Genomic DNA, 13,529 nt, shown 5'->3' on the forward strand with positions numbered 1-13,529 from the left:
GTGATCTTAGTGGGGCAGCGCCTGCCGGAGGCGCGTCTCCTCCGGATTGGCGCCGGGGGGCCTGAGGAGGTGCAGTTGTCGGAGCGGCTGTCGGGACGCAAGGTGGTGATTTTCGCCGTGCCCGGCGCCTTTACGCCCACCTGCGACAGCGCGCATCTGCCAAGCTTCATCCGTAGCGCGGATGCGTTGCGGGCCAAAGGGGTGGAGGAGATCATCTGCCTTTCCGTCAACGACGCGCATGTGATGCGGGTCTGGGGCGAAGCGACGGGTGCCACGGCAGCGGGCATCACCATGCTCGCCGATTCCGATGCGGGGTTCACGACGGCGGTGGGGCTGACCTATTCGGCCCCGGCCGCCGGCATGTTCGACCGGTCGCGTCGTTACGCCATGGTTGTCGAGGACGGAATCGTCACGGATTTCGAACTCGACCCGCTCGGCCAGTGCAGCCTCTCGACCGGAGACGCAGTGTTGGAGCGGCTCTGACAGCGTCAGCGGCGGGCGTGGATCTGGCAAAGGCAGGCGACCGGCTCGCCGTGGTCGCGCTGTACTTCGGCATCGCCCGCGATCTTGTCCATCCGGCGCGCAAGCGTCACATCGAGCGCCGATAGCCCCTCGCAATCATGGGTCGTCAGCGTAACGTCGACGACGTTGTAGATGTTGGTCCATTCCGGGTGGTGGTTGAGCTTTTCGGCTTGCAGCGCGGCGCGGGACATGAAGCCCCAGGCCTCGGAAAAGCTCCGGAACTTCCAGATCTTGCGGATCGCGTCGCGGCCGTCGACCGCGGCCCAGCCGGTGTCGCCAAGGGCGGGCAGGTCGGCGGTGCGCTCGGCTTCGGTCAGAAGGTTGGCCATCATTCCTCCTTCGGCGGCATCGCCGAGTTGTCGGCATCGTTTGCCCGCTGCAGGGCGGGCCGTTCGCTCAGCCGGTCCCAATAGGTCTGAAGAACGGGGCGCGGTTCTATAGTTCCGAAGCGGAGCCCCCAGCCGATCTGCGACCCGGTGGCGACATCGGCTGCCGAGAACCGGTCGCCGGCGAGGTAGGGACTTTCGGTCAGCGCGATCTCCAGCGCGTCGAGCGTGGTCTGGAGCGATCCGAACCCGACCATGCCGCGCTTGTCGGCGGGCACCTCGACGCCGAGCGCCTTGATGATCACCGTCGCCTCCAACGGGCCGGCCCCGAAGAAGAGCCAGCGGTAGTAGGCGGAACGCTCCTTCGGGGCGAGGCCGGCCTCGGGAAACTCGTCGGCGAGATAGGCGCAGATCGCGGCATATTCGGTGATGATCCGGTCGCCATGAACGAGTGCGGGAACCTTGCCCATCGGGTTGATTTTCAGATAGTCGGGCGTCTTCATCGCGGGCCCGTAGTCGAGATACCGCACTTCGTAGGGCTGGCCCACTTCTTCCAGCATCCAGCGCGCAACCCGGCCGCGCGACATCGGGTTCGAGTAAAGCGTTAGCGTTTCGGGCATGCGCGGTCTCCGTTTCCTTTCAAGTGAAATATTCCCGCCGGGGGTGAAAACTTTCAATGCCTCCGGCGGGGATATTTTCGGCAAGGTGCATGCCGTGGTCAGGGGGCAGGGGGTTTGCGGAACGGGCCGTAGTCCGTGAGCACCTCGATCTCTTCGCCGACGGCGCGGGCTTCGGCGTCGAGATATCGGGCGACGGCGGTCCGGAACGAGGGATCGGCGATCCAGTGCAGCGAATGGGTTTCGACCGGCAGGTAGCCGCGGGCGAGCTTGTGTTCCCCCTGCGCCCCGGCCTCGACGCGCGAGAGGCCGTGGGCGATGGCATAGTCGATGGCCTGATAGTAGCAGCATTCGAAATGCAGGAACGGGTGGTCTTCGATCGCGCCCCAGTAGCGGCCGTAGAGTGTGTCGCGGCCGATGAAGTTCAGCGCGCCGGCGACCGGACGCCCGCCACGTTCCGCGAGGATCAGGAGGACATCGTGCCGCATCGTTGCGTGCACCTCGTCGAAGAAGCCTCGAGTCAGATAAGGATGGCCCCATTTGCGACTGCCGGTGTCCTGATAGAAGTCCCAGAACGCGTCCCAGTGCTCAGGGCGGATCGCATCGCCGGTCAAGTGCCGGATCCGGCCGCCGAACCCCGCCGCGCCGGCGCGTTCCTTGCGGATAGCCTTGCGCTTGCGCGAGGCAAGATCGGCGAGGAAACTGTCGAAATCCGCGTAGCTGCGGTTTTCCCAGTGAAACTGCTGGGTAACGCGGTGCAGAAGGCCCATTTCCGCGCCGGCTTCCGCCTCTTCGGCGGTGCAGAACGTGACGTGGGCCGAGGAAAGGCCGTTGTCGGACGCGATCTGGACCAGGGCTTGGGTCAGCGCGGCGCGGCCCGTGACGTCCCATCCCGGCTTCGTCAGGTAGCGGCGTCCAGTGGCAGGTGTGAACGGCACCGCGACCTGGAGTTTCGGGTAATAACGCCCGCCCGCCCGCTCATAGGCATCGGCCCAGGCATGGTCGAAGATGTACTCACCCTGGCTGTGGGATTTCACGTAGAGCGGCATCGCGGCGATGACCTCGCCCGCCGCGCGGGCGATGAGGTGGCGGGGTTGCCAGCCGGTGTCCTTGCCGACAGAACCCGAGCGTTCGAGGGCGGAGAGGAAACGATATGTCGTGAACGGATCTCGCGGTCGCCCCGACCCCGCCTCGGGGCAGGCGCAGGCATCCCATTCGGCCGCGGCAATATCGCCAAGGCCGGACAGGACGCTGACGTCGAGAGCGATATCATCCATGCCGCACCAGATCCATTCCCTTGACTTGGGGAGGGAGGGCGGGGCGCGTCAAGCCGTCAGCCGCGCGGCGTAACGTTCGAAGGTCACGTTTTGCGCGATCCGGCGGGCTTCCGCCTCGGCCTCGGGCGACTTGATGGTCCAGGTCAGCACCGCCGCGCCCCTCGCCTTCAGCTCGGCCACGCGCGGGCGGTCGAGGTCGGCGGCCTCGTGCGAGATGAAGCTCGCGCCGACCCTCTCGTAGTCGGGGATGTCGCGCAGGCGGTCGCGGACATGGCCGGGCAGGAGCGGCCAGCCCTCGGCGGTATAGGCGGAGGTGGTCAGCCCGCGCGGACGGCCGGGCGCCGCTTCGGCGAGGGCGGCGACCGAATGCGGGTTGAACGACATCAGCGCGACCGACCCCGGATAGTCTTCGAGAAGCGCTGCCACGGCGCGTTCGAGTGGCCCGACCTCGGGCCCCATCGTTCCGTCCTGGTCCTTGATCTCTATAAGCAGGGGTGCCTTTCCGGCGACCAGCGCCAGAATCGCGGCAAGCGTCGGAATGCCGTCTTCGGCATCAAGAAGCCTGATCCGCCCCAACTCTTCCGCGGTTCGTCCCCGGATGCGGCCGGGAGCGCCGGTCAGACGCTTCAGGTCGTAATCATGAAAAACCATCGGGACGCCATCGGCAGACGGCTGGATATCGGTTTCGATCGCATAACCCGCCTCGATCGCCGCGCGGAAGGCCGCTGGCGAATTCTCCGGCCGTCCGGCCGCGCGATCGTGATAGGCGCGGTGCGCGATCGGTTTGGTCAGAAAGACCTCGGGAAGCGGGACCGGCTTCGGCGCCATCACTTCACCTGGAAGACCGCCTCGATCTCTACCGCGACGCCGAGCGGCAGGGCGGGAGCCGAGACGGCAGCGCGGGCGTGGCGGCCGGCATCGCCCAGAACCTCGACCATGAGGTCGGAGCAGCCGTTGATCACCTTCGGCTGATCGGTGAACTCGGGGGTCGAGTTGACGAAGCCGGTCAGTTTGACCACCCGCACGATCCGGTCGAGATCGCCGCCGAGCGCCGCGCGCGCCTGGGCGAGAAGGCTCATCCCGCAACGCCGGGCGGCTTCCGCGCCTTCCGCCACGTCCATCGTGTCGCCGAGCCTGCCCTTGATGAGGCCCGCAGAGCTTTGCGAAATCTGGCCCGAGACAAAGACAAGGTCCCCGGCCTGCACGAAGGGCACATAGTTCGCCGCCGGCGCGGGAGCGTCGGGCAGGGTAATCCCCAGTTCGTCAAGGCGTGCGTCAATCTTTCCGGCCATATTTCAATCTCCTCGCGATTCCGGTTCGGGATGGACGTTAGCCGCGTGGCCCGGTGGGGGAAAGAGGGTCCGCCGGAACCGTCAGAGGTTGAGGACGAAACGTGGAAGGTTGAGGCCGGGTATACAACCCGACGGCGCCTCGCCCGCGGAACGGGCGCCCATACGGGAGAAAAAGCCCGCGGCGGCGGGGTCGGCGGCGATGATCAACTCGACGGCCCCGGCCGCACAAGCCATCTTCAGCGCTTTGGCGAAAAGCATCGCGCCAATGCCCGTGCCGACCTCGTGCGGTTCCACGAAGAGTTTTTTCAGCGTGGCAGTCGTCCCTTCTGTCGTTACCTGAACGACGCCGACGGGATGGCCCCGCCGTTCGGCCACGAGCGTCGTTGGAAGGTCGTCGGGCGCCACGGTCAACTCCGCACGGCAGGCGGCGATGAATTCCGGGTCATAGCCCCAGACAGCCTTCGAGCGCAGGCAGAGAAGCGAGAGTTCCGCCAGTTCCACGGCCCGCGCGGCCCGCACGATCACGATGCTGTCAGCTTTCCCGGAAGGCACGGTTGAAATACTCGGCGAAAGGTTTGACCAGATAGGCAAGCGGGGTGCGCTCGCCGGTGCGGATGAAGACTTCCACCGGCATGCCGGGAATGATCGGGTGACCGTCGAGCTTGGCGAGCTCTCCGGCATCCAGCACCACTTCGGCACGGTAGTAAGAGGCTTTGGTTGCCTCGTCGACGAGCGAATCGGCCGAAATCCGCGCCACCTGGCCGAAGAGTTCCGGTGTGGTGCGCGTGTCGAATGCGGCGAAGCGGAGGGTGACTTCCTGACCGATGCCGATCTCGTCGACATGGATGGGGGCCACGCGGGCGGCAATGACCAGCGGGCGATCCTGCGGCACGAGATAGAGAACGGGTTCGGCCGCGCGGATGACCGAGCGTGGCGTCGTCACCTGAAGCGCATGGACGATGCCCGCCACGGGCGCACGGATGTCGAGACGGTCGATCTGTTCGATCAGTGCCCGGCGCCGCTCGGCGAGTTCGAGTTCGCGATAGCCGAGGTCGCGCAGCTGGGTGTTCGCGTCCTCGCGCCGCGTACTGCCGCGCTTGAGGATCTCGATATCGATTTCCGTGACCCGGCCTTCAGCCTCGGCGCGGGTGGCGTCGAGCTCGCCCGCCAGTCCTTCGAGCCGGGCCTTTTCACGTTCGAGCGCCAAGACGCGTCCGGCCTGCGTCAGTCCCCGGTCGAGAAGCGTCTTAAGGTCCGCCAGTTCCTCGTCGATGAAACTTAGCTGGCTGTCGGTCGAGGCGCGCTGGGCGACGATCCCCTCGATCTGGTTGGCGATCTGGCCGCGCCGTCGCTGAAGCTGGTCGACCTCGTTAGCCTCGGTCTCGGCACGGGCGACGAAGAGCCGCTCTTGCCCCTTCATCAGTGCCGCGATCTCGGGGCGTGCCTCGGCGAAGTCCCTCAGTTCGGCAGGAAAGGCGATTGCGTCAGCGTCGTCACGCTCCGCCTCCAGCCGGCCCCGCCGGGCGAGGATTTCGAAGAACTGGCCCTCGACGATGGTCAGTTCTGACTTCAGAAGCGTTCCGTCGAGCTGGATCAGCGGCGCGCCCGCGGCAACGAGGTCGCCGTCCTTGACGAGGATCTCGGCGACAACGCCCCCGTCGGGATGCTGCACGACCTGGCGGTTCTGCTCGACCTCGACCTGCCCGCCAGCGACGACCGCTCCGGCGATCTCGGTCGTCACCGACCACGCGCCGAAACCGCCGACAAGAAGCACCAGCGCGATGGCGCCGAGGAGAAGCGGTGCGCGCGCCGAGGGGGGCGATGCGGGGTCGGTCATGTCACACCTCCGGGCCCGGGCGCGCGGGCGATCTCGCTCGCGTTCCGGACCATGCTTTTGAGGACCTCGTCGCGCGGCCCGTAAGCGCGGCGGATGCCCCCGTCGAGCACCATGATCTGATCGCATTCCTGGATTGCCGCCGGCCGGTGCGCCATGATCAGGACGGAGCCACCCTGGGCTTTCACCGCCCGGATCGCGGCGTTCAGCGCCATCGAGCCGTCGTTGTCGAGATTCGAGTTCGGTTCATCGAGGACGAGGATGACCGGATCGCCGTAAAGCGCGCGGGCGAGGCCGATCCGCTGGATCTGGCCGCCCGACAGCCGCCCGCCGGTCTGGCTGACGCGGGTGTTGTAGCCTTCGGGCAAGTCGAGGATCATCTGATGCGCGGCCGCCTTCTGGGCTGCGGCGACGATGGCCGCATCGTCGGGCCGGGGCGCGAGGCGGGCGATGTTTTCGGCGATGGTTCCGTCGAAAAGCGTCACCCGCTGCGGCAGGTATCCGATATAGGTGCCGAGCATGTCCGGGTCGTACTGATCAAGCGTCGCCCCGTCGAGCCGCACCCAACCGCCGGCGGGGCGCCAGACCCCGGTCAGCGCATGGGCCAGCGTCGATTTTCCGGCGCCGGAAGGGCCGATCACCCCGACGGCCTGACCCGGTTCGATCCGGAACGACACCATTCTGAGCGCTGCCTGGGTCTGACCCGGCGGAACCACGGTCAGCTGGTTCGCCTCCAGGATCGCGCGCGGCTTCGGCAAGGCCGTGCGTGGGGTGTCCGCCGGCACCGTCGCGAGCAGGGTGGCGAGCCGATGCCAGCCTTCCTGCGCCCGCTGTACGGCCGCCCAACCGCCGATCGCCTGTTCGACGGGGGCGAGCGCACGGCCCATCAGGATGGACGCGGCGATCATCGCGCCGGGCGTCAATTCTCCCTTTAGGACCAGAAGTGCCCCGAGCGCCAGCATTGCCGATTGCAGGAACAGCCGGAACGTCTTGGAGAAGACCGTATAGACGCCGGACCGGTCGGTGGCGGCGATCGATTCCGTCAGCGCCTCGCCCCGCGCCCTGGCCCAACGGGAAAAACTCGCACCCCGCATCCCCATGCTCTGCACCAGATCGGCTTCGTCGCGAAGCTGGTCCGACATCCGCTCTGCCCGCTGGTTCGCGGCATGTGCTGCAAGGACTGCGCGGCGCGTATTGGTCTGGTTGAGTGCGGTCACGCACACCAGCACCGCACCACCGGTAAGGGCGAGCCATCCGAGCCAGGGGTGGAAAATGAAAACGGCGGCGAGGAAGAGGGGCGCCCACGGCATGTCGAAGAGCGCGAGGAAGACCGGCGACGCCAGAAGCTGGCGGATGGCTTCCAGATCGCGCAAGCCCGCCGCAGCCGCCTGATCGCCCGGTACAAGCGCGCTTCGCGCGATGGCAGCGGTGAAGACCCGCCTGTCGAGACGCGACTGGAACCCGGCGGCGAGCCGCGCCATCACCCGGCCGCGCGCAAGGTCGAGAAGCCCCATCATCGCGAAGAGGAAGGCGACGAGCGCGAAAAGTGCCAGGAGCGTCTCCTCGGAGCGGCTGCCGAGAACGCGGTCATAGACCTGAAGCATGAAGATCGGCCCGACCAGCATCAGGAGGTTCACAAAGGCGGAAAAAAGCGCCACGGCCCACAGCAGGCCCCGCCCGTCGGCGCGCGCCGCGCGAAGCTCCTCGCGTCCCCGGCCGAGCTCGTTCTTCGTCATCGTTCCACTCCTGCCTCGGCCGATCTTCCGCCGATCGGGACCGCTTTCCCGACTGTGACTTGCGTCTGTCGCGCTTGGCTTTTAAGCCTTTATCGCGATTGCGGCGCCCCTGCCGGTCATTTTGCGGGACGATAAGTAGAAAATGATTGGAAATCCATTGGCGAGTTCACTTCACCGGAAGGCAACAAAGGCATTTCTTCTGACGCTGCTCGCCCTTGGCGCCTGCTCGAAGCCCGAACCGGGCGCGGAGTTCAATGATCCTTTCGAGGCGCACAACCGCGCTGTTCACGCCGACAATGTCGCCATCGACCGGATGCTCGGCGGCGGAAAGCCGGACAAGAAGCCGCTTCTGCCGCAGCCGGTTGCGGAGGGCCTGTCCAATTTCTCCGACAACCTCGGGATGCCGTCCGCGGTGGTGAACAGCCTCTTGCAAGCCCGCCCCGGCCCGGCGCTCCAGAATACCGCGCGGTTTGTCGTCAATACGACCGTGGGCATCGGCGGTCTCTTCGATCCGGCCACGGCAATCGGTCTTTATGAAGAGGATACCGATTTCGGCGAGACGCTGCATGTCTGGGGCGCACCCGAGGGGGCTTTCCTGGTCGTCCCGATCGCCGGCCCGACGACGGAGCGCGATCTGGCCGGGAAAGTCGTCGATTTCGTCATCGATCCGATGGGTGGTGTCTTCCCCGAGCCCGAAAAATATTACGTCGCGGCAGCGAAGCTGGGCGGCAAGTTAGCGGACCGGCAGCGCTATAGCGATACAATCGACTCGATCCTATATGAAAGCGCGGACAGCTACGCGCAGATGAGGCTTCTCTATTTGCAGAACCGCCATTTCGAACTCGGTATCGAGGCCGAGGTGTTCGACCCGTACGAGGATCCCTATGGACAGTAAGCTTTCTCGCCGCCACCTTATCGCTGCCGTTCCTGCGGGCCTTGCCCTGGCGGCCCTGCCGGGCACAGCGATGGCGCTGAACGTCAACGAGGCGCGGGCCCTGATCGGCCGTGCGATCGACGAGGTGAATGGCGTGATCAACTCGGGTACGCCCGAGGCCGCGATGTTCAAATCCTTCGAGGGCATCTTCGTGCGCTATGCCGATGTCCGCTACATCGCCCAAAGCGCGCTCGGGCCGGCGGGACGGGGGGCGAATGCCGCGGTGATGAACGCCTACGTTAAGGCGTTCCAGGGCTATATCTCTCGTAAATACGGTCGCCGATTCCGCGAGTTCATCGGCGGCAAGATCGTCGTGACGGATGCCCGGCCGCTGAAGAGTTTTTTTGAGGTGATCTCTGTCGCCCATCTGAAAGGCCAGGCCCCGTTCGAGGTGCGCTGGCATGTCTTTGACAAGTCCGGCAAGGATCTTTTCTTCAACATCATCATCGAAGGCGTGAACATGCTCGCCGCCGAACGCACCGAGATCGGCGCGATGCTCGACCGCCGGCGGGGCGATATTTCCGCGTTGACGGCAGACCTCAGAAACGCTGGTTGAACCGCCTCAGGCGCCAATGGCAGGCTTGGCCCCCGGCCGCTCAGTTGCGGCGGCCGAGGATCGCGCCGAGAATATCGAGAATCGTCTGATCGTTCGGCGCTTGCGCCGGTTGCGGCCGGGGTTCTGCCTGAGCGCCCGGAAAATTTTGCGCGCCGGCCTCGTAACTCTGGCCGGGCCAGGCGGGGGCGGGAACCTCGTTTGGCCGGATCATCGGCAGCGGCGTCGGCTGAACGCCTGCCTCGACCCGCGTCATGACCTCGTGCCAGATCTCGGCGGGCAGGCCGCCACCCGTCACGCCGGTCAAAGGTTTGTTGTCGTCGTTCCCCATCCAGACCCCGGTCACGTAATCCGCCGTGAAGCCGATGAACCAGGCATCGCGGTAGTCCGATGTCGTGCCGGTCTTGCCAGCCACCTGCCACCCGTCGAGCCGCGCCCGCTGTCCGGTGCCGCGCTCCACCACTTGCGTCATCATGTAGGTGAGCTGGCGCGCGGCATCCTGCGAGATCACGCGCTCGCCCATGCCGCCTTCCTGGCCGATGAGGGCAGCGTCATCGCCCTGGATGCGCAATTCGACGAGCCCGTAGGGGTGGACCGAGGAGCCGCCGTTGAGGATGCCGGCATAGGCGCCGGTCATGTCGAGAAGCGTCGCGCCGGACGCGCCGAGGGCAATCGCCGGCCCCTGCGCCAACTCCGATTGAAGCCCGAAATCAGAGGCGACCTGCCGCACCGCCTCGAGGCCAACCGCCTGGCTCACCCGCACGGTCGAGGTGTTGACCGAATTGGTCAGCGCATCGGCGAGAGTGATAAACCCCCGGTATTTTGGCGTGTAGTTCTTTGGCGACCACTCGCCCGAGCCCTTGACGTAAAGGGTGAGCGGCGCGTCCTCGACCACCGAGTTCATCGTGTAGCCCATGTCGAGCGCGGCGGCATAGACGAAGGGCTTGAAGGTGGACCCGGTCTGCCGAAGTGCCTGCGTCGCCCGGTTGAAGGCGCCGTTGACCTGGCTCTTGCGGCCGCCGACCATGGCCCGCACCGCGCCGTCCGCCGACATGACGACGATGGCCGCCTGCGCCGTGGAGCCTGCCTTGACCTTGTTCTCGAACACGTAGTCGAGCGCTTCCTCGGCCTTCTTCTGGATGTCCTGATCCAGCGTCGTGCGGATGACGACGTCCTCGGTCGTATCTTCCGTCAGGAAAGCGGGGCCGGATTCCATGACCCAGTCGGCGAAATAGCCGCCGGCCCGCGCCTCGGCCGCAGGCGACAGCCGCGCCGGGTGCGCCTTGGCGTCTGCGTATTGGGCGTCAGTCAGGTAGCCCTGATCGTGCATCAGGCCCAAGACCACCGCGGCGCGACCCTGCGCGCGCTCGAGGTTCGCCGTGGGCGCATAGCGCGTCGGCGCCTTCAGAAGCCCGGCCAGCATCGCGGCCTCGGCGGGGGTGACCTCATTCGCCGACTTGCCGAAATACCGCTGTGCGGCGGCTTCGAAGCCGCGCGCGCCGGCGCCAAGATAGGCGCGGTTGAGATAGAGGGTCAGCACGCTGTCCTTGCCGTATTTCGCCTCCATCGCGAAGGAGAACGGCACTTCCTTGATCTTGCGCCACTTGGACGAGACGCGGCAGTCCGCCTCGTAATCCGCCTCGCTCTTCCACTGAGTCGGATCGTAGGGGACGCCGAGGCAGATGAGCTTTGCCACCTGCTGGGTAATGGTGGAGCCGCCGTTCCCTTCGAGCGGACCGCGCCCTTCCGCCAGGTTGATCCGGATCGCGCTGGCGATGCCGCGTGGCGATATGCCGAAATGGTTGTAGAAGCGCTTGTCCTCGGTCGCGACGATGGCGTTCTTGAGATTCGGCGAGACTGTGTCGGCGGTGATCTGGCCGCCGAAGGTTTCGCCGCGCCAAGCATAGACCTGACCATCGCGGTCGAGCATCGTCACCGATCCCTTGGTCCGTGCGTCGATCAGCGTTTCTAGCGGCGGTAGCTGGGCATAGAAATAGAAGGTGGCAAGGCCAAGGACGATGGCCCCCATCGCACCAAGGCGCCAGCCGACGCCCCAGACCGCACGCCAGATCAGCCGGAACAGCCCCGTCACCAAGCGGATCGGCCACGCTGCCTTGCGGGCCGCCGGGCGGCGCTTCGCCGCTTTCGGTTTCCGCGCGGCTTTCGGCTTCGGCGCCGTTTTCGGCGCCGCTGCGTAACGCCGTTCCGCGACCAGCGGAGTCTTTCTGCCGCCCGTTTCTTTCATCCGTCCTGATCCGATGCCTGCTCTTTTTCGCGACAATACAGGCTTGCCAGGGGAATGTGGAGCCAAAGCCGATCACGTTTTCCTTTCGCCCGATGACGGAGAAGCAAGCAATCCGGGAAACATGCGCAAACCAAGCGCGTCCGGGGTCGGGCGGCCTGACGGTCACATTGGGTATCCGCGTGATGGAGGAGCGCGAGATCATTGGGCCCGAGAAGGCCGAGCCTAGGATGGAAGCCTATCGCGATCTCGGCAAGGGCCTGTCTCCATCGACCGTCTGAAAGGGTCCGGGCGAGTGTCCGGGCCGTCGATTATCGACTCTTCTGCATCGCAGCATGCCTAAAAATTAATATACAACTACCTATTTGCACAAAAAATATGCATATAGTCCGCGAACTGCATTGGCAAAAGGCCGAGTCCTATTGAGTCCGAGCCCCGCCCGGCGCTCCTTTCGCTGGACGACCAGAAATGGCGACCCAGCCGGAAGGGGGCAAGATGAAATACATCATAGCGGCGATCAAACCCTACAAGCTCGACGAGGTGCGCGAAGCGCTGACCTTGATCGGGGTTCGTGGGATGATGGTCAGTGAAATCAAGGGGTTCGGCACGCAGTCCGGGCATACCGAGATCTATCGCGGTGCCGAATATGCGGTGAACTTCGTGCCGAAGCTCAAGCTCGAGATCGCCGTGAGCAACGCGATTGCTGACGATGTAATCGACACGATCGCCAGGGTCGCCAAGACCGGAAAGATCGGCGACGGCAAGATTTTCGCGCTCGATCTTCAGCAGGTATTGCGGGTCCGGACCGGGGAAACCGGGGAGGACGCGCTGTGATCGGGACAAACCATCGGGGGATGATGATGAAGAAAACATTGGGATGGGCGGGTCTTGCGACCCTGCTCTCGGGCCTGCCGGCCCTTGCACAAGAGGCTGCCGCCGGGGCGGCGGCGGAAGTCGCGCCGATCATCGACAAGGGTGACGTCGCGTGGATGATGACCTCCTCGGCGCTCGTCCTGTTCATGACGGTCCCGGGCCTCGCGTTGTTCTACGGCGGCCTGGTCCGCTCCAAGAACATGCTGTCGGTGCTGATGCAGTGCACGATGATCGCCGCCGTGGTGATGATCGTGTGGGTTCTCTACGGCTACTCTTTCGCCTTCGGTGGCGGAACCTCTCCCTACTGGGGCGGTTTCGGCAAGCTCTTCCTGGCCGGTGTGACGCCCGACAGCACGGCGGCGACCTTCACGGACGGCGTGGTGCTTCCGGAATATGTGTTCATCGCGTTCCAGATGACCTTCGCGGCGATCACGCCGGGCCTCATCATCGGCGCCTTCGCCGAACGGGCGAAATTCTCGGCGGTCCTGCTTTTCTCCGTCCTCTGGGTCACGTTCATCTACTTCCCGATCGCCCACATGGTCTGGGATGGCGCGGGCCTGATCTTCAACATGGGCGCGATCGACTTCGCCGGCGGCACCGTCGTTCACATCAATGCCGGGATCGCGGCGCTGGTCTGGGCGCTTGTCCTTGGACCGCGTGTCGGGTTCGGCAAGGACAACATGGCGCCGCACTCGATGACCCTGACGATGGTCGGCGCGGCGATGCTGTGGGTCGGCTGGTTCGGCTTCAATGCCGGTTCCAACCTTGAGGCGACTTCGGGCGCGACGCTTGCGATGATCAACACGTTTGTCGCGACGGCGGGCGCGATCGTAAGCTGGGCCCTCGTCGAGATGTTCGCCCGTGGCAAGGCTTCCGGCCTCGGCGCCGCCTCGGGCATGGTTGCCGGTCTCGTCGCCATCACCCCCGCCTGCGGCACAATCGGTCCGGTCGGCGCGATCGTCCTTGGACTCGCCGTCTCGCCGATCTGCTACCTCTTCGTCACCAGCGTGAAGTCGAAGTTCGGGTATGATGACAGCCTGGACGTCTTCGGCGTGCATGGCATCGGCGGGATCGTCGGCGCGATCGCGACCGGTATCCTCACCGCCCCTTCGCTCGGCGGCATGGGTGGGGAAGACTTCGCGATGGGTTCTCAGGTGATGATCCAGATCAAGGCCGTGGTCATCACGCTGCTCTGGTCGGGCATCGGGTCGGCCATCCTGATCTACATCACGAAGTCGATCACCGGCATCCGGGTTGCGACCGACGACGAACGGCAGGGGCTCGACCTCACTGCGCACGGCGAAAGCGCCTATCACTCCTGAT

14 protein-coding genes are annotated in these 13,529 nt (G+C 65.5%); 5 read left to right on the forward strand and 9 right to left on the reverse strand.

From position 1 onward, the window contains the following. On the forward strand, positions 1–483 hold the full coding sequence (locus tag V5734_RS04770; RefSeq protein ID WP_347312368.1) for a peroxiredoxin: 483 nt from the start codon (positions 1–3) through the stop codon (positions 481–483). A 5-nt stretch (positions 484–488) separates the two neighbouring features. Here the strand turns inward: V5734_RS04770 and V5734_RS04775 are convergent, their stop codons facing one another. The 8 genes from V5734_RS04775 to V5734_RS04810 form a co-directional block, all read right to left on the reverse strand. Then, a complete protein-coding gene (locus V5734_RS04775) occupies positions 489–851 on the reverse strand; it encodes a 4a-hydroxytetrahydrobiopterin dehydratase (RefSeq protein WP_347312369.1) in 363 nt (120 codons plus the stop codon). Beyond that, entirely contained in the window at positions 851–1,468 is a 618-nt protein-coding gene (locus V5734_RS04780) for a glutathione S-transferase family protein (RefSeq protein WP_347312370.1), read from the reverse strand. Before V5734_RS04780 ends, V5734_RS04775 begins: the two co-directional genes overlap by 1 nt. Before the next feature lie 98 nt (positions 1,469–1,566). After that, entirely contained in the window at positions 1,567–2,742 is a 1,176-nt protein-coding gene (locus tag V5734_RS04785; protein ID WP_347312371.1) for a GNAT family N-acetyltransferase, read from the reverse strand. Positions 2,743–2,790: 48 nt separating this feature from the next. Further along, positions 2,791–3,570 (reverse strand): glycerophosphodiester phosphodiesterase family protein, encoded by a 780-nt coding sequence (locus tag V5734_RS04790; protein ID WP_347312372.1) that lies wholly within the window; start codon positions 3,568–3,570, stop codon positions 2,791–2,793. After that, entirely contained in the window at positions 3,570–4,034 is a 465-nt protein-coding gene (locus tag V5734_RS04795) for a RidA family protein (protein ID WP_347312373.1), read from the reverse strand. The genes V5734_RS04790 and V5734_RS04795 overlap by 1 nt, the downstream gene beginning before the upstream one ends. Before the next feature lie 81 nt (positions 4,035–4,115). Next, on the reverse strand, positions 4,116–4,559 hold the full coding sequence (locus V5734_RS04800) for a GNAT family N-acetyltransferase (protein ID WP_347312374.1): 444 nt from the start codon (positions 4,557–4,559) through the stop codon (positions 4,116–4,118). 7 nt (positions 4,560–4,566) lie between these two features. Continuing rightward, the gene (locus tag V5734_RS04805) at positions 4,567–5,871 is read right to left on the reverse strand and encodes an HlyD family type I secretion periplasmic adaptor subunit (RefSeq protein ID WP_347312375.1); all 1,305 of its coding nucleotides are present in this window, start codon (positions 5,869–5,871) and stop codon (positions 4,567–4,569) included. Beyond that, positions 5,868–7,604, reverse strand: coding sequence for a type I secretion system permease/ATPase (locus tag V5734_RS04810; protein ID WP_347312376.1), 1,737 nt, complete (start codon positions 7,602–7,604; stop codon positions 5,868–5,870). The genes V5734_RS04805 and V5734_RS04810 overlap by 4 nt, the downstream gene beginning before the upstream one ends. Before the next feature lie 157 nt (positions 7,605–7,761). On the opposite strand from V5734_RS04810, the gene V5734_RS04815 reads away from it, so the two are divergent. Together V5734_RS04815 and V5734_RS04820 are read left to right on the forward strand one after the other, a co-directional pair. Next, the gene (locus tag V5734_RS04815; protein WP_347312377.1) at positions 7,762–8,499 is read left to right on the forward strand and encodes an MlaA family lipoprotein; all 738 of its coding nucleotides are present in this window, start codon (positions 7,762–7,764) and stop codon (positions 8,497–8,499) included. Beyond that, positions 8,489–9,094, forward strand: coding sequence for an MlaC/ttg2D family ABC transporter substrate-binding protein (locus tag V5734_RS04820; protein WP_347312378.1), 606 nt, complete (start codon positions 8,489–8,491; stop codon positions 9,092–9,094). Before V5734_RS04815 ends, V5734_RS04820 begins: the two co-directional genes overlap by 11 nt. A 40-nt stretch (positions 9,095–9,134) precedes the next feature. Here the strand turns inward: V5734_RS04820 and V5734_RS04825 are convergent, their stop codons facing one another. Beyond that, positions 9,135–11,336: a transglycosylase domain-containing protein gene (locus tag V5734_RS04825; RefSeq protein WP_347312379.1), complete on the reverse strand. Its 2,202-nt coding sequence runs from the start codon at positions 11,334–11,336 to the stop codon at positions 9,135–9,137. A gap of 492 nt (positions 11,337–11,828) precedes the next feature. Between V5734_RS04825 and V5734_RS04830 the strand changes: the two genes are divergently transcribed. Together V5734_RS04830 and V5734_RS04835 are read left to right on the forward strand one after the other, a co-directional pair. Continuing rightward, complete coding sequence (locus tag V5734_RS04830) at positions 11,829–12,167, forward strand: P-II family nitrogen regulator (protein ID WP_347312380.1); 339 nt, start codon at positions 11,829–11,831, stop codon at positions 12,165–12,167. Between the two features lie 26 nt (positions 12,168–12,193). Continuing rightward, positions 12,194–13,528 carry an ammonium transporter gene (locus V5734_RS04835; protein WP_347312381.1) on the forward strand — a complete coding sequence of 445 codons (1,335 nt, stop codon included), beginning with the start codon at positions 12,194–12,196 and terminating at the stop codon, positions 13,526–13,528. Position 13,529: the final 1 nt, after the last annotated feature.

Origin of the sequence: Defluviimonas sp. SAOS-178_SWC (assembly GCF_039830135.1) — a bacterium.
In the GTDB taxonomy this organism is placed as follows: Bacteria; Pseudomonadota; Alphaproteobacteria; order Rhodobacterales; family Rhodobacteraceae; genus Albidovulum.

Bases quoted from the DNA above. Each gene is read 5' to 3' on its own strand.
- V5734_RS04820 (WP_347312378.1), top strand. From the start codon at position 8,489: ATGGACAGTAAGCTTTCTCGCCGCCACCTTATCGCTGCCGTTCCTGCG.
- V5734_RS04780 (WP_347312370.1), bottom strand. From the start codon at position 1,468: ATGCCCGAAACGCTAACGCTTTACTCGAACCCGATGTCGCGCGGCCGG.
- V5734_RS04825 (WP_347312379.1), bottom strand. From the start codon at position 11,336: ATGAAAGAAACGGGCGGCAGAAAGACTCCGCTGGTCGCGGAACGGCGT.
- V5734_RS04830 (WP_347312380.1), top strand. From the start codon at position 11,829: ATGAAATACATCATAGCGGCGATCAAACCCTACAAGCTCGACGAGGTG.
- V5734_RS04785 (WP_347312371.1), bottom strand. From the start codon at position 2,742: ATGGATGATATCGCTCTCGACGTCAGCGTCCTGTCCGGCCTTGGCGAT.
- V5734_RS04805 (WP_347312375.1), bottom strand. From the start codon at position 5,871: ATGACCGACCCCGCATCGCCCCCCTCGGCGCGCGCACCGCTTCTCCTC.
- V5734_RS04795 (WP_347312373.1), bottom strand. From the start codon at position 4,034: ATGGCCGGAAAGATTGACGCACGCCTTGACGAACTGGGGATTACCCTG.
- V5734_RS04790 (WP_347312372.1), bottom strand. From the start codon at position 3,570: ATGGCGCCGAAGCCGGTCCCGCTTCCCGAGGTCTTTCTGACCAAACCG.
- V5734_RS04775 (WP_347312369.1), bottom strand. From the start codon at position 851: ATGGCCAACCTTCTGACCGAAGCCGAGCGCACCGCCGACCTGCCCGCC.
- V5734_RS04810 (WP_347312376.1), bottom strand. From the start codon at position 7,604: ATGACGAAGAACGAGCTCGGCCGGGGACGCGAGGAGCTTCGCGCGGCG.
- V5734_RS04835 (WP_347312381.1), top strand. From the start codon at position 12,194: ATGAAGAAAACATTGGGATGGGCGGGTCTTGCGACCCTGCTCTCGGGC.